Below are 19028 nucleotides of genomic sequence, written 5' to 3' on the forward strand. Positions count from 1 at the left end.
TCAGCGGGCCAGTGGGCGGTCCTGTCGCGGGGTGTCCAGCCCGGTCGACACGACGGCCGCCACGACGGCCGAGCCGATGAAACTCCCCACCATGACCAGCGCCACGCCGACCATGAAGAGCCCACTGGCGTCGTCCGACCAGTCCGCACCGGCGGCGACGGTGAGCCCGGCGGTCGTCCCCGCCACGGCGGCCGCGCTGTGCCCCCGCGCCGCCGCCCAGCCCACCGCCAGCAGCAGCGTCACCACCAGCCCCGCGACCTGCCACACCGCGTACGGCCCGCTCACCGACCCGTCGGCGGCCACGTCGTACTCCTGGTCCCACCCCAGCCAGCCGGCCCAGGCCGCCACCGCCACCCCGGCCGACACCGACGTCGGCACCAGCACCCGCAGAACAGATCTCTGAAGTCCCATGCCCCCAGCGTCACGGCCGGGGGCGGCCCCGCACAGAGCACGGATACTCAGACGGATCCGAGTACCTCAGGGCGCGCAGGCGACGTCCGGGCGGGACGGGACAGGGCGGGGCGAGGCGAGGCGGGGCGGGGCGGGGTGAACATGCCCGCGCCTGTTGTTCGTCCATTGCCGTTGCATTGTCATCAATTGAGTGTCCGTCACCCATCGGAGCCACTACCGTCGACGATCCGTCGGCACACGCGGACAACACCACGAGCGCGACCACGAGCCCGACCACGAAAAGCACCACGAACCGCGTGGAACAACACCCCGACAACGCGCAGGCAACGGACCATTGGTTGACTGCTTTGCCGAACCGTCACATGAACCCCGTACCAGCCCTTCGCGCCCGGTACCGCCCAGGAGGGCCCACCCCCGATGAACCACCGGCCCGGACAGGAGACGCGGTTCTGCCTGCTCGGGCCCGTCGAGGTGCTGAGGGACGGTGTCGCCCTCGATCTGGGGCCCCGCCAGCGCCGGTTGCTGCTCGTCCGGCTGCTCATCGAGGACGGCCGGCCCGTCTCCCAGGACACGATCCTGCGGGACCTGTGGCCCACGGACCGGCCGACGGGCGCCGCCTCCTCGGTGCGCGCCCACATCAGCCGGCTGCGCGCGGTCCTCGACCCGGCCCGGCAGGGCCCGTCCACCACGCTGGTGAGCAGCCCCGCCGGGTACGCGCTGAAGGTGCACCCCGAGGCACGCGACACCGCCCTGTTCGAGCAGGGCGTGAGCAGGGCACGCGAGGCCCTGAGGATCCGCCAACTGGTCCTCGCCCGGCGGGAGATCGACGCGGCGCTCGCGCTGTGGCGCGGTGAGGCGCTGGCCGAGGCCGGAGAGCACGCCTTCGCGATCCGCGAGCGCGCCCGGCTCGACGGCGCGCTGCACGACGCCAGGGAGCTGCGGGCCACGATCCTCGTCCAGCAGGGCGAGACGGAACAGGCGATCGACGTCGCCCAGAGCCTCGTGCTCAAGGCCCCGCTGCGGGAGACCTCCTGGGCGCTGCTGATGCGCGCGCTGTACACGGCCGGGCGGCCCGTCGAGGCGCTGAAGCAGTACGAGCGGTTCCGCGACATGCTCGCCACCGAGCTCGGCCTGGACCCCAGCCCCCAGCTCCGGGACCTGCACACCGCGATCCTGCGGCACGACGTCGTCGTCCTCGGCACCGCGGGCCTCACCTCCCACGCCCCGGCGCGCGACCTCACCGCCGCCAGCGTGCACCCGCGCCCGTCCTCCGTGACCGCGCCCTTCGTGGGCCGCGGCGAGGAGATGGCCCAACTCGCCGCCCTGCTGTCGGCCGCGACCGCCGACCGCCCCCAGTGGGCCGTCGTCAACGGGGAGCAGGGGTCCGGCAAGACCCGGCTGGTGGAGGAGATCTCCGCCAAGGCCGCCGCGGCCGGATTCACCGTCGCCCGCACCCTGGCCGGCCAGGCCCTCAGCGGCAACCGGGGGGTCAGCCAGACCTGCGCCGCCAAGCAGCTCCTGGACGCGCTGCGGCAGGACGGCAAGGACTCCGCCGAGGACCAGGACGCGCAGAAGGGCCCCCTGGCGGCGGTCGTACGGCAACTCACCCTGGGACCCACGCTGGTGGTCGCCGACGACCTGGACCAGGCGTCGCAGAGCTTCCACAAACTGATGCGCCGGCTCGCCCAGGTGCTCCGGGAGGCCCCGGTCCTCTTCGTGTGCACCATGCGCAACCCCGACGCCCCCGTCTCCAGCCTGCTGCTCGCCGAACTCGCCCTGCGCGGCGCGTCCTGGCTGCCCCTGCGACCGCTGACCGTCGGCGACGTGGCCGAACTCCTCGCGGCAAACGGCGAGCAGGCCCCGTCCGGGGCGGCCCAGGCCCTGCACCGACGGGCCGAGGGACACCCGTTCGCCCTGGCCGAGCTGCTCCGGCTGCCGCCGGACCGGCGTCTCGGGCCGGAGGCCCAGGTACCGGCCGGCGTACGCAACATCGTCCACGCCCGCCTGCTCGAACTGCCCGAACCGGCCCGCGCGATGCTCGCCTACGCCGCCGCCGACGAGGATCCGCTGGACCTCGGTCTGCTCGCCGACGTCCAGGGCCTCGCCCCCGACGAGCTGCTGCGTCTGATCGACGCCGCGGTGACCGCCCGGATCCTGGTCTGGGACGCCGACCCCGGCGCGCCCGGCACCGGCCGCTACCGACTGCCCGAGCTCCCGCGCGACGTGGTGCTGAGCACCCAGACCCCATCCTCCCGACAGCTTCGGCACGCCGCACTCGCCCGTGCGCTCGCGAGCCGTGCCGACGGCGATCCGGCCCGCCTGGACCGGCATCGCCACGCGGCGGGCCCGACGGCCCTCACCGCCCCATGACAAGACCACCCCCCTTTCCATCACACTCACCTCAGGAGTTGGGATGAGCACCAAGACGGGACCCCAGCGTTACCCCGGCGCCAGCCGCGCCAACTGGTACCAGGACGACTTCGGCGGTGACCCGATGCAGGTCAACGTCGTCGTCCTGCACACCACCGAGGGCTACAGCCTGCCCGGCTACGACGGCGGGGCCACCGCGCCGAATCTGACGGCGGTCCCCGATCTCGCCGCGAAGAAGCTGAAGTGGTACCAGCACTTCGACATCGAGACCTCCTCCCGGGCACTGGTCAATCTGAAGGGCGGGGTGGAGACCAACACCCTGAACGTGTGCCAGGTCGAGCTGACCGGCACCTGCGACCCGAAGACCCACGCCAAGTGGCAGGCCGCCGGCCACGACCACATCTACTGGCCGGACGCGCCGGACTGGGCCCTGCAGGGCGTCGCCCGGTTCCTGGCCTGGATGCACGAGCAGCACGGCGTACCGCTGTCCGGCCCGGCGTCCTGGCCCGCCTATCCCACGTCGTACGGCAGCAACGGCGGCCAGCGGATGACCGGCGCGCAGTGGAGCGACTTCAAGGGCGTCTGCGGGCACATGCACGTCCCCGAGAACGTCCACGGCGACCCCGGCGCGATCGACTTCGCCAGGATCATCAAGGACGCGAAGGCCGACCTGGACGTGGACGACGACACCCCGGTGACGAAGACACCCACCAAGCCGAAGGTCCCCGCCTTCCCGGGCCGCAAGTACTTCGCGGCCGGGGCCTCGAACGCCTATGTCCTCCAGCTCGGCAAGCAGCTGGTCAAGCGCGGTTTCGGCGATCACTACAAGGTCGGCCCGAGCAGATCCTGGGGCGAGGCCGACCGCCTCAACGTCCGCGACTTCCAGAAGTCCCGCAAGGAGCTCCGCGGCGACGCCGACGGCACCCCCGGCCCACTGACCTGGCGCCTCCTCTTCTCCTGACCCCCTCCGACGAAGGCCCGGGCCGGCAACCCGCAACCCGGGCCTTCGCCCTGCCCGCCCCGGCCGACTCGGGTATGGAGTAAGGCTGTTCCCGGCAGTCCTGGAGGGAGATCACCATGTCCGAGGAGTTCCCGCCCATCGAGCCCTACGCCCACGGCCTGCTCGACGTCGGCGAAGGCGACAGCGGCGGCGACGGTCACAGTGACGGCGGCGAGTGGATCTACTGGGAGACCAGTGGGAACCCGGAGGGGAAGGCCGCCCTGTGTGTGCACGGCGGCCCGGGCAGCGGAGGGCGCCGCTACGCCCGCAGGCAGTTCGACCCCGAGGTCTACCGGATCGTGCTCTTCGACCAACGCGGCTGCGGTGAGAGCCGCCCGCATGCCTCCGACCCCGCCGTGAGTCTCGCCCGCAACACCACCGACCACCTCATCGCCGACATGGAACGGCTGCGCGAGCACCTCGGCATCGAACGCTGGCTCCTCTACGGCGGTTCCTGGGGCTCCACGCTGATCCTCGCCTACGCCGAACGCCACCCGGAGCGGGTCTCCGAGATCGTCATCGCCGGTGTCACCATGACCCGCCCGGAGGAGATCGACTGGCTCTACCACGGCGTCGGCCGTCTGCTGCCCGGCCCCTGGGAGGCCTTCCGCGACGCCCTGCCGGCCACGGACCGCACCGGCAACCTCGTCACCGCCTACGACCGCCTGCTGAACAGCCCGGACGAGGCGGTCCGGGTCGCCGCCGCCCGTGCCTGGACCACCTGGGAGGATGCCGTCATCGCCCATGAGGCACTGGGCAGTCCCGGCGCCTACAGCGACCGCCCCGACGACTCCCTGATGGCCTTCGTCCGCATCTGCGCGCACTACTTCGCCCACGACGCCTGGCTGGAGGACGGTCAACTGCTGCGCGACGCCCACCGGTTGGCCGGGATCCCGGGGGTGCTGATCCACGGCCGGCTCGACCTGGGCAGCCCGCTGAAGACCGCGTGGGAGCTGGCCAAGGCCTGGCCGGACGCGGAACTCAAGGTGATCGACGACTCCGGCCACACCGGCAGTCCCACGATGCGGCAGACGATCCTGGCGGCGATCGCACGGTTCGGTGAGGGAGGAGAGGGAGGGGAGGTGAGGTGAGGTGAGGAGAGGGGTGTGAGGGAGCGGACCGTCGGGGGCGGGGGGCTTGCCCGCCGTGTCAGGCCGACTTGGCCATGAGTTCGTCGGCCACCCACCGGGCGACGCCCTGCGGGTAGGGCGCGGGCAGGCCGAGGACGAGGTGGTGGAAGCCTGCGTCGAGGGCCTCGGCGATGGCGGTGCGGGTGGTCTCCGGGTGGGTGTAGGAGACGGGGAGGTGCATGGAGCGGGTGATCTCGGCGGGGTCGCGGCCGAGTTCGGTGCAGTAGCGGTCGAGGAGGGCGCTGCGGCGGACGCAGTCCTCGATGTCGCCGCCGGGGATGTTCCAGAGGTCGGCGTGTTCGGCGACCACGCGCAGGGTCGCCGAGGAGCGGCCGCCGATCAGGATCGGCGGGTGGGGGCGCTGGACGGGTTTCGGGTTGGCGAACGCTCCGGTGAGGCGGTGGTGGGTGCCGTGGAAGTCGAAGGGCTCGGGGGCCGTCCACAGGCGGCGGATCAGGGCGCAGGACTCGGCGAGGCTCTCGACGGCCTGGGCGGGATCGGTGAAGGGCAGGCCGTACGCCGGGTATTCGCGCCGGGCCTCGGGCGGGTTCGGGCGTGAGCCGACGCCGATGCCGAAGTCGAGGCGGCCGTCGGAGACGACGTCGACGGTCGTGGCGATCTTGGCCAGTATCGCGGGCGGCCGGAAACGGTTGCTGGTCACCAGGATCCCCAGGCGCAGCCGCCGTGTCCGGGCGGCCAGGGCGGACAGCAGCGTCCAGCCTTCGTGGACCGGTCCGTCGGGGTCGCCGCCGATGGGCATGAGGTGGTCGAAGAGCCACGCGTGCTCGATCTCGGGGATCTCGTCCGCCTCCTGCCAGACCCGCAGGATGTCCTCGTAGGACACCTGCATCGGGGCGGTCATGATCCCGAAGCGGGGTGGTGAAGAGGGTGTCATGAGGGGGCCTCTCTGCCGTCGGTCAGCGGCGGCGCAGAGTCGGGTCGAGCAGGGCGGGCGGGGTGTCGAACTTCTCGTGGGCGGCCAGGTCGGTGCCGGGGGCGACGATCGCGTCGAGCGCGTCGAGGACGTCGGCGGAGAGCACGGTGTCGGCGGCGGCGAGCTGGGAGCGGAGGTGGTCGGGGGTGCGGGGGCCGATGAGGGCGCTGGTGACGCCGGGGTGGGCGGTGACGAAGCCGAGGGCGAGCTGGATCAGGGTCAGCCCTGCCTCGTCGGCGACGGCGGCCAGCCGCTCCACGGCGTCGAGCCGGGCCTGGTTGGCGGGCACGGTGAGGTCGAAGCGGTCGGGCAGGAACCGGGACCGGCTGGTGGCGATGGCACGGCCCCTGCGCACGGCGCCCGACAGCCAGCCCGAGGCCAGCGGGCTCCACACCAGCACGCCCATCCCGTACTCCTCGGTCACCGGGAGCACATGGGCCTCGGCGCCGCGCTGGAGTAGGGAGTAGCTGGGCTGTTCGGTGACGTACCGGCTCAGGTGGTGCTCGCGGGCGGCCCATTGGCCCTGCACGATGCGGTGGGCCGGGAAGGTCGAGGAGCCGAAGTAACGGATCTTTCCCGCGCGTTGCAGATCGGTCAGCGCCGAGAGGGTCTCCTCGTCGCTCGTGGCCGGGTCCCAGCGGTGTATCTGGTAGAGGTCCACGTGATCGACGCCGAGTCGCCGCAGGCTGTTCTCCAGCCCGGTGACCAGCCAACGCCGTGATCCGCCCCGGTGGTTGCGCTCCTCGCCCATCGGCATGCCCGCCTTCGTGGCCAGCACGATGTCGTCCCGGCGGCCGGCGATGGCCTTGCCCACCATCTCCTCCGACTCGCCCTCCCCGTACATGTCGGCGGTGTCGATCAGGTTGATCCCGGCGTCCAGGGCGGCGTCGACGATCGCGGTCGCCTCCTCCTGGCCGGTGCGCCCGATCGCGCCGAAGTTCATCGCGCCGAGCGCGAGCGCGCTGACCTGCACTCCGGTACGGCCCAAGGTGCGGTACTGCATGACCGGTCTCCTCGCATGACGTCCGCATAAACGGGACAGTGTTCCGTGAGAAGCGGGACGATGTCCCGTTTCACGTCTTCGACGATACGGAACACTGTCCCGTTTAGCAACGCCCCGATAGGGTGACGGCGGAGGGAGCGCACGATGAAGAACGAGGACCAGTCGGCCCGGCCCCGGCGGGCGGACGCCCGGCGCAACGAGACGACCCTGCTGGAAGCGGCCGCCGCGGCGTTCGTCGCCTCGGGCGTGGAGGCGCCGGTCCGCGACATCGCGGCCCGGGCGGGCGTCGGCACGGCCACCATCTACCGGCACTTCCCGACCCGCGCCGACCTGATCATCGCCGTCTACCGGCACCAGGTGGAGGCCTGCGCCGAGGCCGGGCCGGCCCTGCTGGCCGGCGCGCCGAGCCCGTACGACGCACTGCGCGGGTGGATCGACCTCTTCGTGGACTTCCTCGCCACCAAGCACGGTCTCGCCGCCGCCCTCCACTCCGACCAGGCGGGCTTCGACACCCTCCACACCTATTTCCTGGACCGCCTCGTCCCCGTCTGCACCCGGCTCCTCGACGCGGCGACCGAGTCCGGCGAGATCCGCTCCGACCTGACGGCGTACGAGCTGATGCGCGGCGTCGGCAACCTCTGCATCGGCGCCGAGAACGACCCGGGCTACGACGCCCGCCGCCTGGTCGGCATCCTGGTCACGGGGCTGAGCCGCAGGTGACGCGGGCGGCCCGGGGGGTCGGCCACGGTGCCTTCGGCTGCCGCGTCGTCAGCGCGGCAGGCGCCAGGTGTGGACGTGGTCCCAGGTCAGGGTCGTCCACCAGCGGCCCGTCCAGTCCTCGCTGGCGGTGCGGTAGAGGGTGACGGTGTCGCCCGGGAAGCTGTCCGGGAAGGGCACCGGCAGGCCCCGGACGTACTCGTCGGCCTCCTCCAGCAGGTCGGGTCGTACATACATGTCGTGGGACAGCAGGGACAGGTGCGGCCGGAAGGCGCTCGCGTCGAAGCTGTGGTCCGCCGGGTTCGGGGCCGGGGCCTGAAGGGGGACGACGGCCTCGTCGACCCGTGCGGCCAGTTCCGTGAACGCCGTGTTCGGGGTAGTGCCGTCCGCGAGGTGGGCGACGTCGTAGACCAGGCCGACGCCCTGCCGCCGTACCCCCGCGTTGTGGACGGTGAAGGCGGTGGCGCCGTTCAGGGCCCGGGTCACCGCGGCAGTGATCTCCGCCTCCGGGACCGGGATGTGCCGGCTGCCCACCAGGGTCGCGTGCGGCGGGAAGGCGCCCGCCGACACGAACCCGTACTGCGCCCGCAGCTGCCCCGTCACGGCGGTGACCGCGGCGCAGGTCGCGGGGTCGGGGCGGAGGTAGACGCCGTAGCGGTACGGGTCACCGGCGGCCCGGTCGAAGCGGGCCGCGGCCCTGACCTCGATGTCGATGTCGGTCAGTCCCGGCACGTGGCGCGTCTCAGTCACTGTCCTGCCTGCTTCCGGTAGTCCTGGATCTTCTCCGTCGCCGCCTTCTCGGCGGCCTTCAGCGCGCTGTCCAGCGGGACCTTCCCGCTGAACGCCTGCTGCATCTGGGGCACGACCACGTCCCGCACCCCCGGCATGGCCCCGCTGAGGCAGCCGGAGGTGGCCGTCGTCGCCGGGGTGTCGGCGAACTGCTTCGCGAGCACGGCGTACGGCTTGTTCTTCGCGAGGAACGCCTTCCAGGTCGCCGAGTCGTCGACGTCCGTGTTGATCGGCGCGTATCCGGAGGCCTCGGCGAACCGTTCCTGGGCCGGCGCGGAGGCCAGGTAGCTGATCAGCTTCCAGCTCGCCACCTGCTCGGCCGCGCTGTGCCCGGCCTGGTCCACCCACATCGCGGCCCCGCCGATCGCGGCCCCCGCGGAGGACGAGGAGAGCGGATACGGCAGCGCGGTGTAGCCCTTCATCCCCGCTTCGGCCAGACCGCCGATGGCACCGCTGGAGTTGAACATCATCGCGGTCTTGCCGGCGGCGAAGGCGGACAGCGCCGCGTTCCCGTCGGTGCCGGTGTCGAGGGCGACGCCGTCGGTGTACAGCTTGGCCATGGTCCCGATCGCGGTCCGCTGAGCCGCACCGGTCAGCGACGCGGCCGTGGCGCCGTCGCCCTTCCGGCCGTTGTCCGGCGTGCAGTACGGCTCCCCGGCGGCGGCCGTGAGCTGCTCGAACCACCAGTCGTCGAAGGGCTGGTCGATGCCCTTGACGGAGGGGACCGCGGAATGGATCCTGCGGGCGGCCGCGGCGACCCCGCTCAGCGTGCCGAGCGTCGACCGGTCCACGCCGGCCTTCGCCAGCAGCTTGTCGTTGACGTACAGCAGCGGCATCGACGTGTTCAGCGGTACGGCGAGCAGCTTGCCGTCGGCCGTGTAGTAACTGCGGGCGGCCGGGCGGAGCTTGTCGAGGTCGAGGTCCTTCGGATTGGCGGCCGCCATGGCCTGGGCGGAGACGGTCTGCCCGGCGTCGCGCAGATAGCCGGTGGTGATGTCGTTGGTGACCATGACCGACGGGGTGCCGCCGTTGCGGACGGCGGAGGTGTACTTGGCGACGGCGTCGGCGTAGCTGCCCTGGAAGGACGCCTTGACGACGATCTTCCCGCTGTTGGCCTTGTTGAAGGCGTCGATCTCCTTCTGGAAGGCCTCACCCGCCGGACCGCCGAGCCCGTGCCAGAGAGTGACGGTCACGGCTCCCTCGGCGGCGGCGAGGGCGGAGGGTCCGGGGGCGGCGCCGGAGGCCGTACCGCCGCCGTCGGAGCTTCCGCAGGCGGTGAGGGCGAGCGCGAGGGTGGTGGTGAGACAGGCGGCTGCGATGTGCGGTCGTCTGGGACGTACGGGCATGACGAACTTCCTTGTCTTGATACGAACGGTGTTCACAGCGCCCCGGCAGCGGCGCGGGACTGGGTCGGGACTGTGTCGGGACTGGATCGGGACTGTGTTTCGATGTATCGATGTTTCGATCTGCGGCCGGTCACGCGCAGGCCGTTCCGACGGCGCTCAGGTCGTGACCCTCGCCGCCAGCCCCCGCACCAGGAACCGCTGTCCGAACAGCACCAGCACCAGCGTCGGCAGCAGCACGAGCAGCGTCCCCGCGTAGATCACCGCCGGCGACGTCGCCTGGTCGACGACCAGTTGGGCCAGCCCCACCTGCACGGTCCGCCGGGTCGGCGAGTCCGTGATGAGCAGCGGCCAGAAGTACCCGTTCCACGCGGACAACGCGCACCACATCGCCGCGGTGATCAACTGCGGCCGGGCCATGGGCAGTACGACGTGCACCAGCGCCCGCACCTCCCCGCACCCGTCCAGCCGGGCCGCCTCCCACACCTCCCTCGGCAGCGCGAGGAACGCCTGCCGGAGCAGGAACACGGCGTATCCGGCGGCGAGATACGGCACGACGATCCCGAGCAGCGTGTCCCGCAGCCCCAGTGCCGTCGCCGTCTCGAAGTTGGGGATGACCAGGCTCTCCCCGGGGAACGCGAGCGTCGCCAGGACCAGGCCGAAGGCCAGCCCCCGCCCCCGCCACCGGGGAAACACCAGCGCGTACGCGGCCAGCGCGGCCGTGACCAGTTGCGCGGCCGACTGGAGCACCGTGACGGCCACGCTCACGCCGTACTGGCGGGCGAGCGGGGCCGAGTCCAGTGCCGTACGGAGGTTGCCCAGGGTCAGCCGGCCCGGCACCGGTATGAGGCGGCCCGCCACGACGTCCGACGGCGGCAGCAGCGCCGTGACGACGGTGACGTACACCGGGAAGGCGACGATCACCACCACCGTGGCGAGCCACGACCACCGCAGTACGGAGGAGAGTTTCACGCGGCCCACCTCCTCAGCACCCGGAACTGGACGGCGGTGACGGCGAGGACGAGCAGCAACAGCACCACCGCGAGCGTGGCGGCCGAGCCGACCTGGGGCAGCGCCTCGCCGAAGGCGCGCCGGTACAGCTCGTACACCAGGGTCGACGTCGCCCCGGCCGGTCCGCCCCGGGTCAGCACCTGGACCTGGGTGAACACCTGCAGTCCGCTGATGGTCTGGGTGACGAGGAGGAAGACCAGACTCGGGCGGAGCATCGGGACGATCACCGACCGGGCCAGCCGCAGCCCCGCCGCACCGTCCAGCGCCGCCGCCTCGATGACCGACTGGTCGAGCTGGGTCAGCGCGGCCAGCAGGACGAGGAAGGCGAAGCCGAACTCGTACCAGGCGGTGGCGATCGAGATCGCGAGGACGGCCCAGCCCGGCGAGCGCAGCCACTCCGGGCCGGTGATCCCGAGGTGGGCCAGCACCTCGTTGAGCGTGCCGACGGCCGGGGCGAACAGGCCCGCGAACACGGCCGCGGAGGCCGCCGCGGAGTAGGCGAAGGGCAGCGAGAGGAGCACCGACACCACGGCCCGCGGCCTGGCCGCCGCCCGGCGCAGCGGGAGTACGGCGGCGAGCGCGCCGCCGACCGAGAGCAGGACGCTGAGCCCGGCGATGGCGCCGGTGGCGAGCAGGGCCCGCCGCAGGTCGGGGTCGGTGACGAGGTCGACGTAGTGGGCGGCGCCGACGAAGACGGTCGGGTCGCCGAGGAGGTCGCTGTCGTACAGGCTCAGGACGACGCCCCGGACGACCGGCCAGTACGCGAAGACGAGCAGCAGTACGACGCACGGCAGGACCATGAGCGGCCCTGCCAGTCGGCCGCGGAGTCGGCGGCCGGCGCGAAGTGGAACGTTCCCAAGCATGTGTGGAACGTTCCCATTCGAGGCCGGACGAGGACAGCACCGGTTGGGTGAACAGTCGGCAAAATCCGGTCAGACGGCCCGACAGTCCGATGGCGGCCAGGTCAGCCGGTCACGCGGGCGTCGGCCGTGCCGTCGTGCGGCCCGTCACCAGGGAGCCCGGGAGCGACTCGTGGTGGTCCGGCGGCTGTTCGCCGTCCAGGAGTTGCACCAGCGCGTCCACGGCCCGGCTGCCGATCAGGCCGATCGGCTGGCGCCAGGTCGTCAGGCCGATCAGGGACGTCGCCAGCTCGCCGATACCGTCGTAACCGGTGACGGAGAGGTCCCCCGGCACATCCACGCCGCGCAGCCGGAACTGCTCCATGAGGGCGACCGCGTGCCGGTCGCTCGGGGCCATCACCGCGGTGATCCCGGGCCGCCGCAGCACCTCGGCCGCCATCGCGCCGGCCGACTCCCGGGGCCGCTCCCCGACCTCCAGCACCCGGGCCCCGCCCTCCCGCAGCCGCCGGACCATGGCCGCCGTACGCGGCCCCAGCGTCACGGACTTGCTGGTCGGCACCGTCACGACCGCGACCTCGCGGTGCCCCAGCTCCAGGACGTGGTCGGCCAGCGCCGTGCCGCCCTCGTCCTCGTCGCAGTAGACGCTGGTGATGCTCGGATGGGTCTCCGGACGCCCCGCCACCACGGTCGGCAGCCGCGCCGCGAAGGGGACGATCCGCTCGCTGGGCAGCAGCCCGCTGCACACGAGCAGCGCCTCGACGCGCAGCATCGCGAGGGTCTCCAGGGCGCGGTACTCGTCGCTCACCTCGAACCGGCCGGACCCGGTGGCGGTGACCACCCGGTAGCCGTGGAAGGCAGCGCGTTCCTGCATGGCCGTGAGGAGGTGGCCGTAGAAGGGAGTGGCCGCGTCCCGCACGAACGCGCCCACGGTGTACGTCCGGTGCGCCACCATCGCCCGTGCGGACGCGTTGACGACGTAACCGAGTTCCTGGGCGGCCCTGATGACCCGCTGCCGGGTCTCCTCCCCGACGCTCCCGCGCCCGGAGACGACACGGGAGACGACGGACTTGGACACCCCGGCCTGCCGGGCCACGTCTATGATCGTCGGGTTTCTCGGCCGGTCAGCCATCGATCAGCACACCCTCCGCGGCGAGCACCGCGGTGGCCGCGGCCGCGCCGGTCCACACATGGGCGCGCCAGCCGTGGGCCCGGGCGGCCTCGACGTTCTCCGTGCGGTCGTCGAAGAACACCACGTCCGACGGTGCCCGCCCGAGCCGTTCCCCGGCACCCCGGTAGACCTGCGGGTCGGGCTTCATCAGTCCGAGGTCGCAGGAGAAGACGAGCGTCTCGAAACGCCTGCTCCACCCGGCCCGCCGGACGGCCGCCGCCAGTGAGGCGGGGGCGTTGGAGAGGACCCCCAGGGGCGTTCCGCGCGCGGCGAGCCGGCCGAGCAGCGCGGCCGACTCGTCCGCGATCGCCGCCCATCCGTCCGAGTCGATCCGGTCCAGCCGCTCGACCCACTCCGCGTCCAGCGGACGCCCCAGCGCCGCACCGATCCGCCCCCAGTAGTCGGCGGCCGAACCGCCGAGGTCGTACGCGTCCCGATGGGCCCAGTACGGCTCCGCGAGCACGGACTCCGACACGTCGAGCGCGTCGGCCAGCGCGGTCAGGGCACGGCCGGAGGGGGCCAGGACACCGCCGAGGTCCCATACGACGATGGTCGACGACGGGGTCGACGACGGGGTCGACGACGGGGTCGGCGGCCGTAGGGCCGGCGGGAGATCCGGGGACAGGTCCGACGGCGGGTCAGCCGACAGGTCCGGCGGCAGATCCGGCGATTCACTTTGGGAACGTTCCACATCCGGATGATAGCGGCACGGCCGCCGAGTCCGTGTGGTGCGGGCGGAGTCTATCCATGCCCGGCGGCACGCCCTCGCGGCACGCCTCCGCGGACCGGACCCGCCAGGCCGGACCCGTCACCGTGGACCCGTCACCGTGGACCCGTCACCGTGGACCCGTCACGCCGGGCCCATCACGCCGGGCCGGTCAGCGCGGCGCCGATCAGTGTCTCGAGTTGGCGGGCCACCCGGTCCAGCGGCTCCGTATCCCGGCGGGCGCGGCACATCGCGATCGCGCCCTCGACCGAGGCGACGACGAGGGTCGCCAGTTCGGGGGCCCGGTCGGCGGCCCCATGGCTCCGCAGGGACTCGGCGAGCAGGCGCTCCCAGTTCTCGAACGCCTCGGCCGCGGCGAGGAGCGAGGGAGGGAGTTCGTCGCCCGCCGGCGGCTCCTCGACCGAGACGGCGAGGACGGGACAGCCGGCCCGGAAGCCGCTCGCCACGACGATCCCCCGCCACAGCTCCAGAAAGGCCCGCAGCCCGGCGACCGGCCCGGCGTCCAACTCCTTGCGCAGCAGCCGTTCCACGGACGTACCGGCGTACCGCACCGCCTCCGTCGCCAACTGCTGCTTGCCGTCGGGGAAGTAGTGGTACGTCGAACCGAGCGGCGCCCTGGCGTGTTTCGCCAGCTCACGGATGCTCGTGGCGTTCAGGCCGCGCCGGCTGATCAGATCGGCCGCACCGGCCACGACGCGCTCGCGCGACGGCGTCCCGCTGGACTCGGCCAAGTCCCCGCCCCCTTCCATCCCTCTTCCGCCCCCCTGGCTATAACGCTCGCTATAACCCTGGCTATAACGATCGTCATAGTCTAGCGTGACCTCCGCTTATAACGACTGTCATAACCCCGTCCCCCCAAGGAGGCACCCATGCCCCTGATCCGGCTCACCGCCCCCACCGGCTCCCTGACCGAGGCGGGCCGCCGCACCGTCCAACGCGACCTGGCCGCCGTACTCCTGCGCTGGGAGGGCGCTCCCGACACGCCGTTCTTCCGCGCCCAGGCCTGGAGCCACCTCGTCGAACTGCCCGAGGGCGCCCAGACCACCGCCGAGGACGACGCGCCCCGTTTCCTCGTGGACGTCACGGTCCCCGAGGGCGCGCTCTCCGAGCGCCGCAGGGCCGGACTGGTCGAGGACGCCACCCGGACCGTCCTCGAAGCGGCCGGGCTCACCGCGGCCGACGCCCTGCGGGTGTGGGTACTGGTCCACGAGCAGCCGGACGGCACCTGGGGCGCGGGGGGCTCGGTCGTCCGGTACGCCGACCTCGTGGCGCTGGCGAAGGGCGACCGGGCCGATGCGTGAACTGACCTACGTCGCCCGCGACACCGTGGAATGGCGTGAGGCACCGGACCCGAAGCTGCGCGGCGACGGGGAGGCGATCGTCGCCCCGGTCGCGGCGACGTCGTGCGACGTGGACACCGCGATCCTCGCGGGTCACGGCTTCCTGGACCCGCCGTTCGCCCTCGGCCACGAGTGCGTCGCGCGGGTCGTCGAGACCGGCGACTCCGTCGCCACCGTCTCCCCGGGCGACCTGGTCGTCGTCCCCTGGTCCGTCAACTGCGGTACCTGCGACCACTGCCGCTCCGGCCTCACCGCCCACTGCACGGCCGTACCGCACATGGCGATGTACGGCGCCCCGATCGGCGGCACCTGGGGCGGCCTCTTCTCCGACCTGGTCCGGGTGCCGTACGCGGACGCCATGCTCGTACCGCTGCCCGCCGACCTCGACCCGGTGGCGATGGCCTCGGCGAGCGACAACTGGTCGCTGTCCTGGCGCCTGGTGGCCCCGCACCTGAGGAGCCGGCCGGGAGCCCGGGTCCTGGTGGTGGCCCGCGGCAGCATCGGTCTCTACGTCGTCGACATCGCCCGCGCGCTGGGCGCCGCCACCGTCCTCTACGTCGACCCCGACCCCGGACACCGCGAGATCGCCCGGGGTTTCGGCGCCGCCACGGCGGAGACCCTGGAGTCGCCCGTCCACCACGGCTTCGACATCGCGGTGGAGGCGACGGGCCGGGTCGGCCAACTGGCCCTCGCCGTCAGGTCCCTCGCCCCGGAAGGCATCTGCGAGTCGGCCGGCAACCACTTCCGCCCCGGCGAACTCCCCCTCCTCGACATGTACCTCACCGGCGTGACGTTGCGCGTCGCCCGCGACAACGTCCGCGACCACATCCCCGACGCCCTCGCCCTGGCCCGCTCCGGCAAGGTCGACCCGGCGCGGGTCGTCTCCCACGTCCTGGACTGGGAACAGCTCCCGGAGGCCCTCCCGGAGAAGCACCTCAAGCCGGTCTTCGTACGGCACGCGGACTGACGTCGTCCGCCGGAGACACCGGATATTCCCTGGCATCGGCGCCGGAGAGCGGCGGAGACTCGTCCCATGGCGAACATGGGGGCGTTCCGGGAGGCGGTCGCCGGGTGGGCGGGCGGCGGGCCCGGGGATCCCGCGCGTGAGCTGGCCGAGCGGCTCGGGGTGCGGGTGGCCGTGCTCGTCGAGGGGCCCAGTGATGTCGCCGCCGTCGATGCGCTCGCGGCACGGCGGGGGCGGGATCTGGCGGGCGAGGGAGTCTGCGTCCTGTCGATGGGCGGGGCGATGAACGTCGGGCGGTTCGCCCGGTTCCTCGGGCCGCCCGGACTGGGGCTGCGGCTCACGGGACTGTGCGACGAGCGGGAGCGGCCCTACTACGCCCGGGGTCTGGAGCGGGCCGGTGCGGCACAGCACGGGTTCTTCGTCTGCGCCGCCGACCTGGAGGACGAGCTCATCCGCGCGCTCGGCCCGGCCCGGGTCGCGGAGGTGGTCCGGGCCGAGGGCGACGGACGCCCCCTGCTCACCTTCCTGAACCAGCCCGCCCAGCAGGGCCGCACCGCGCAGCAGCAGCTGCGCCGCTTCTTCGGCACGACGTCGGGACGGAAGATCCATTACGGCCGGGTCCTGGTCGAGGCGCTGGAACCGAACCGCGTACCCGCACCGCTCGACGACCTCCTCGACGGCCTACCCGCCACCCTCTGACCCGGGTCCGCGGGCCACCGCACCGACAGCCTGGCAACCCGGCAACCCGGCAACCCACCGATCCGGGCAGCCCGACACCCCGGCGACCCGCCAATCCAGGCACCTCGGCAACCCGGCACCACGGCAAAACCGGCGCCCTGGGGACCCCCGGCCCCCGGGCCACCCGATAGCCCAGGACCACGGCACCACGGGCAACCCGACGCCCCGATAACCCGGTCACCCCAACACCCCGGGGACCCCCGGCGCCCCGGGCAACCCGGTACCACGGAACCCCTAACCGCCGCCCCCGGCCCAGTCCCCCTAGCCCCCGATCCCCAGCGCCCCCGCCAGCGCCCGGTACCCCGGAAGCGGGTCCGAGCCGTCGGCGGTCAGAAGCTGCAGCGTCACGTGGTCGGCGCCGGCGTCGAGGTGGGCCCGTAGGCCCGCCGCCACCTCGGCCGGGCCGCCGTGCAGGATCAGGGCGTCGAAGAGGCGGTCGCTGCCGCCGTTCGCGAAGTCGGTGTCGTCGAAGCCGAGGCGACGCAGGTTGCCGACGTAGTTGCCGAGGCCCAGGTAGCGGCCGAGCGTGAGGTCGCCGGTGGCGCGGGCCCGGGCGCGGTCCGTCTCCAGGACCACCTTCTGCTCGGGGGCCAGCAGGGTGCCGGGGCCGAGGATCTCGCGAGCCTGGCGGGTGTGTTCCGGGGTGACGAGGTAGGGATGTGCGGCCGCCGAGCGGTCGGCGGCCAGCCGCAGGACGCGGGGGCCGAGCGCGGCCAGCGCCCGGCGCGCCACCGGTACGCCGCCCGCGTCGAGGACGTCCAGGTAGTCGTTGAGGGCCTGGTAGGGCCGTACGAACTCCTGGGTCATCTCGCGATGCCCGGCGCCGATGCCGAGCAGGAAGCGGTCCGGGTGGCGTTCGGCGATGCGCCGGTAGGCGTGGACGACCTCCTCCGCCGGGTTGGCCCAGATGTTCACGATGCCGGTGGCGAGGACGAGGCGCTCGGTGGCGTCTAGCAGCCGCTCGATCCCGGCCAGGTCCGCGACGGACGCGTTGCCCAGCCAGAGGGTGCCGTAGCCCAGGTTCTCCAGCGCGACCGCCAGTTCGGGCTCGGTCCTGTCGTGGCGCCACACACCGACGGCACCGAGGTCGATCTTGCCTGTGGTCTCTGTCATATCAGGGGCAACGGAGGGCCCACGGCACCTATTCCGATCACCATCGAAATACCGCGGGCGGGGACGCTCACGCGATCACACCTGCGAACACCCTTTACATACATGACTCTTGACGCGCCCACGACACCCTCTCTAGCTTCACGGAGAAAGCGCTTTCTGACCCTTCCGTATCTCGACACCCGCACCCGAACGGAGACGAACGATGCACGTGAGACCAGTCATCGCGGCCGTCGGCCTGCTCGCCGGCACGCTCGTCGCACTCTCCGGAACCCCCGCACAGGCCGCGTCCAGCGTGCTGTACGTGGCGCCGGGCGGCACCGACAGCGCGGCCGGCACCCAGTCGGCGCCGACCACCCTCTCCTCGGCGATCAGCCGGATCGCGGCCGGCGGCACGATCTACCTGCGCGGCGGGACGTACGCCTACTCGTCCACGGTGACCGTCCCGGCCGGTTCCAACGGCTCCTCCGGCGCGCTCACCACCCTGTCCGCCTACCCGGGCGAGACCCCGGTGCTCGACTTCTCGGCGCAGAGCGAGAGTTCGTCGAACCGGGGCATCCAGCTCTTCGCCAACTACTGGCACCTGTACGGCCTCACGGTCGAGCACGCGGGCGACAACGGCATCTACGTCGGCGGCAGCAACAACGTCGTCGAGCGCGTCGTGACCGCGTACAACCGGGACACCGGGCTGCAGCTCGGGCGGATCTCCTCCAGCACGTCGAGCAGCGCGTGGCCGGCGAACAACCTGGTCGTCAGCTCCGAGTCGCACGACAACGCCGACAGCGACGGCGAGGACGCGGACGGCTTCGCCGCCAAGCTGACCACGGGCACCGGGAACGTGTTCCGGTACGACGTCTCGCACAACAACATCGACGACGGCTGGGACCTGTACACGAAGACCGACACGGGCGCCATCGGCCCGGTCACCATCGAGTACTCGCTCTCCTACGGCAACGGCACGCTCAGCGACGGCAGTCAGAGCGGGGACGGCGACCGCAACGGCTTCAAGCTCGGCGGCGACGACATCGCCGTCAACCACGTGGTCCAGCACAACATCGCCTACGGCAACGGCCACCACGGGTTCACCTACAACAGCAACCCGGGCACGATGACCGTCTCCAACAACGTGGGCATCGACAACGCCGAGCGCAACTTCTCCTTCGACAAGGGGACTTCGGTGTTCCGGACCAACACCTCGTGCCGGTTCGCCGTCAGCGGCTCCAACGACAAGACCGTGGGCGACGCCGACAGCACGAACCAGTTCTGGACGGGCACCAACGGCTCCCGGTGCTCCTCCTACTCCGGTTCCCTCGGCTGGTCCTTCGCCTCCAGCGGCAAACTGAACGTCACCTTCGGCGGAACCGTCGTCAATCCCTGACCCGCACCCACCCCCACCTCGGCCCGGGCGTCCAC

The 19028-nt window shown here is 72.4% G+C and carries 18 protein-coding genes and 1 pseudogene; 8 read left to right on the forward strand and 11 right to left on the reverse strand.

The features are described from left to right. Nucleotides 1–411, reverse strand: a complete 411-nt coding sequence (locus ACGFZS_RS08710) for a hypothetical protein (RefSeq protein WP_393794500.1) — start codon at nucleotides 409–411, stop codon at nucleotides 1–3. Between the two features lie 417 nt (nucleotides 412–828). Here ACGFZS_RS08710 and ACGFZS_RS08715 point away from each other — a divergent pair, with 417 nt between their 5' ends. The 3 genes from ACGFZS_RS08715 to pip all read left to right on the forward strand — a co-directional run bounded on the left by ACGFZS_RS08715 (nucleotide 829) and on the right by pip (nucleotide 4872). After that, a complete protein-coding gene (locus ACGFZS_RS08715) occupies nucleotides 829–2781 on the forward strand; it encodes a BTAD domain-containing putative transcriptional regulator (RefSeq protein ID WP_393794501.1) in 1953 nt (650 codons plus the stop codon). 43 nt (nucleotides 2782–2824) lie between these two features. Then, entirely contained in the window at nucleotides 2825–3742 is a 918-nt protein-coding gene (locus tag ACGFZS_RS08720; protein WP_393794502.1) for a peptidoglycan-binding protein, read from the forward strand. Between the two features lie 116 nt (nucleotides 3743–3858). Continuing rightward, nucleotides 3859–4872: a prolyl aminopeptidase gene (gene pip, locus ACGFZS_RS08725; protein WP_393794503.1), complete on the forward strand. Its 1014-nt coding sequence runs from the start codon at nucleotides 3859–3861 to the stop codon at nucleotides 4870–4872. 58 nt (nucleotides 4873–4930) lie between these two features. On the opposite strand, the gene ACGFZS_RS08730 is transcribed toward pip, so the two are convergent. After that, nucleotides 4931–5806 carry an LLM class flavin-dependent oxidoreductase gene (locus ACGFZS_RS08730; protein ID WP_393794504.1) on the reverse strand — a complete coding sequence of 292 codons (876 nt, stop codon included), beginning with the start codon at nucleotides 5804–5806 and terminating at the stop codon, nucleotides 4931–4933. Between the two features lie 22 nt (nucleotides 5807–5828). Beyond that, nucleotides 5829–6848, reverse strand: coding sequence for an aldo/keto reductase (locus tag ACGFZS_RS08735; protein ID WP_393794505.1), 1020 nt, complete (start codon nucleotides 6846–6848; stop codon nucleotides 5829–5831). A 144-nt stretch (nucleotides 6849–6992) separates the two neighbouring features. Here ACGFZS_RS08735 and ACGFZS_RS08740 point away from each other — a divergent pair, with 144 nt between their 5' ends. Then, the gene (locus tag ACGFZS_RS08740; protein WP_393794506.1) at nucleotides 6993–7568 is read left to right on the forward strand and encodes a TetR/AcrR family transcriptional regulator; all 576 of its coding nucleotides are present in this window, start codon (nucleotides 6993–6995) and stop codon (nucleotides 7566–7568) included. A 48-nt stretch (nucleotides 7569–7616) separates the two neighbouring features. Here the strand turns inward: ACGFZS_RS08740 and ACGFZS_RS08745 are convergent, their stop codons facing one another. The 7 genes from ACGFZS_RS08745 to ACGFZS_RS08775 all read right to left on the reverse strand — a co-directional run bounded on the left by ACGFZS_RS08745 (nucleotide 7617) and on the right by ACGFZS_RS08775 (nucleotide 14194). Beyond that, complete coding sequence (locus tag ACGFZS_RS08745; protein ID WP_393794507.1) at nucleotides 7617–8315, reverse strand: 2'-5' RNA ligase family protein; 699 nt, start codon at nucleotides 8313–8315, stop codon at nucleotides 7617–7619. Further along, complete coding sequence (locus tag ACGFZS_RS08750) at nucleotides 8312–9700, reverse strand: extracellular solute-binding protein (protein WP_393794508.1); 1389 nt, start codon at nucleotides 9698–9700, stop codon at nucleotides 8312–8314. The genes ACGFZS_RS08745 and ACGFZS_RS08750 overlap by 4 nt, the downstream gene beginning before the upstream one ends. Before the next feature lie 156 nt (nucleotides 9701–9856). Beyond that, nucleotides 9857–10669 carry a carbohydrate ABC transporter permease gene (locus tag ACGFZS_RS08755; RefSeq protein ID WP_393794509.1) on the reverse strand — a complete coding sequence of 271 codons (813 nt, stop codon included), beginning with the start codon at nucleotides 10667–10669 and terminating at the stop codon, nucleotides 9857–9859. Further along, a complete protein-coding gene (locus ACGFZS_RS08760; protein ID WP_393794510.1) occupies nucleotides 10666–11508 on the reverse strand; it encodes a carbohydrate ABC transporter permease in 843 nt (280 codons plus the stop codon). Before ACGFZS_RS08760 ends, ACGFZS_RS08755 begins: the two co-directional genes overlap by 4 nt. Before the next feature lie 172 nt (nucleotides 11509–11680). Then, nucleotides 11681–12661, reverse strand: a complete 981-nt coding sequence (locus tag ACGFZS_RS08765; RefSeq protein WP_393794511.1) for a LacI family DNA-binding transcriptional regulator — start codon at nucleotides 12659–12661, stop codon at nucleotides 11681–11683. Nucleotides 12662–12689: 28 nt separating this feature from the next. Next, complete coding sequence (locus ACGFZS_RS08770) at nucleotides 12690–13427, reverse strand: HAD family hydrolase (RefSeq protein ID WP_393794512.1); 738 nt, start codon at nucleotides 13425–13427, stop codon at nucleotides 12690–12692. 173 nt (nucleotides 13428–13600) lie between these two features. Continuing rightward, nucleotides 13601–14194, reverse strand: a complete 594-nt coding sequence (locus ACGFZS_RS08775) for a TetR/AcrR family transcriptional regulator (RefSeq protein WP_393794513.1) — start codon at nucleotides 14192–14194, stop codon at nucleotides 13601–13603. 138 nt (nucleotides 14195–14332) lie between these two features. On the opposite strand from ACGFZS_RS08775, the gene ACGFZS_RS08780 reads away from it, so the two are divergent. The 3 genes from ACGFZS_RS08780 to ACGFZS_RS08790 all read left to right on the forward strand — a co-directional run bounded on the left by ACGFZS_RS08780 (nucleotide 14333) and on the right by ACGFZS_RS08790 (nucleotide 16466). Next, a complete protein-coding gene (locus ACGFZS_RS08780; RefSeq protein ID WP_393794514.1) occupies nucleotides 14333–14764 on the forward strand; it encodes a 4-oxalocrotonate tautomerase family protein in 432 nt (143 codons plus the stop codon). Beyond that, complete coding sequence (locus ACGFZS_RS08785; protein WP_393794515.1) at nucleotides 14757–15770, forward strand: zinc-binding dehydrogenase; 1014 nt, start codon at nucleotides 14757–14759, stop codon at nucleotides 15768–15770. The genes ACGFZS_RS08780 and ACGFZS_RS08785 overlap by 8 nt, the downstream gene beginning before the upstream one ends. Before the next feature lie 66 nt (nucleotides 15771–15836). Beyond that, the gene (locus tag ACGFZS_RS08790; protein ID WP_393794516.1) at nucleotides 15837–16466 is read left to right on the forward strand and encodes a TOPRIM nucleotidyl transferase/hydrolase domain-containing protein; all 630 of its coding nucleotides are present in this window, start codon (nucleotides 15837–15839) and stop codon (nucleotides 16464–16466) included. A gap of 300 nt (nucleotides 16467–16766) precedes the next feature. Here the strand turns inward: ACGFZS_RS08790 and ACGFZS_RS08795 are convergent, their stop codons facing one another. Continuing rightward, entirely contained in the window at nucleotides 16767–17618 is an 852-nt protein-coding gene (locus ACGFZS_RS08795; protein WP_393794517.1) for an LLM class F420-dependent oxidoreductase, read from the reverse strand. A gap of 286 nt (nucleotides 17619–17904) precedes the next feature. Here ACGFZS_RS08795 and ACGFZS_RS08800 point away from each other — a divergent pair. Further along, nucleotides 17905–18993: pseudogene (locus tag ACGFZS_RS08800) on the forward strand (right-handed parallel beta-helix repeat-containing protein); the annotation flags it as partial. Nucleotides 18994–19028 lie beyond the last annotated feature (35 nt).

The organism is Streptomyces sp. NPDC048288 (genome assembly GCF_043201555.1).
Classification (GTDB): domain Bacteria; phylum Actinomycetota; class Actinomycetes; order Streptomycetales; family Streptomycetaceae; genus Streptomyces.

What these genes read in the sequence shown, in the direction of transcription:
- ACGFZS_RS08710 (WP_393794500.1), bottom strand. Translation starts at nt 411, where the DNA reads ATGGGACTTCAGAGATCTGTTCTGCGGGTGCTGGTGCCGACGTCGGTG.
- ACGFZS_RS08715 (WP_393794501.1), top strand. Translation starts at nt 829, where the DNA reads ATGAACCACCGGCCCGGACAGGAGACGCGGTTCTGCCTGCTCGGGCCC.
- ACGFZS_RS08720 (WP_393794502.1), top strand. Translation starts at nt 2,825, where the DNA reads ATGAGCACCAAGACGGGACCCCAGCGTTACCCCGGCGCCAGCCGCGCC.
- pip (WP_393794503.1), top strand. Translation starts at nt 3,859, where the DNA reads ATGTCCGAGGAGTTCCCGCCCATCGAGCCCTACGCCCACGGCCTGCTC.
- ACGFZS_RS08730 (WP_393794504.1), bottom strand. Translation starts at nt 5,806, where the DNA reads ATGACACCCTCTTCACCACCCCGCTTCGGGATCATGACCGCCCCGATG.
- ACGFZS_RS08735 (WP_393794505.1), bottom strand. Translation starts at nt 6,848, where the DNA reads ATGCAGTACCGCACCTTGGGCCGTACCGGAGTGCAGGTCAGCGCGCTC.
- ACGFZS_RS08740 (WP_393794506.1), top strand. Translation starts at nt 6,993, where the DNA reads ATGAAGAACGAGGACCAGTCGGCCCGGCCCCGGCGGGCGGACGCCCGG.
- ACGFZS_RS08750 (WP_393794508.1), bottom strand. Translation starts at nt 9,700, where the DNA reads ATGCCCGTACGTCCCAGACGACCGCACATCGCAGCCGCCTGTCTCACC.
- ACGFZS_RS08760 (WP_393794510.1), bottom strand. Translation starts at nt 11,508, where the DNA reads ATGGTCCTGCCGTGCGTCGTACTGCTGCTCGTCTTCGCGTACTGGCCG.
- ACGFZS_RS08780 (WP_393794514.1), top strand. Translation starts at nt 14,333, where the DNA reads ATGCCCCTGATCCGGCTCACCGCCCCCACCGGCTCCCTGACCGAGGCG.
- ACGFZS_RS08785 (WP_393794515.1), top strand. Translation starts at nt 14,757, where the DNA reads ATGCGTGAACTGACCTACGTCGCCCGCGACACCGTGGAATGGCGTGAG.
- ACGFZS_RS08790 (WP_393794516.1), top strand. Translation starts at nt 15,837, where the DNA reads ATGGCGAACATGGGGGCGTTCCGGGAGGCGGTCGCCGGGTGGGCGGGC.
- ACGFZS_RS08795 (WP_393794517.1), bottom strand. Translation starts at nt 17,618, where the DNA reads ATGACAGAGACCACAGGCAAGATCGACCTCGGTGCCGTCGGTGTGTGG.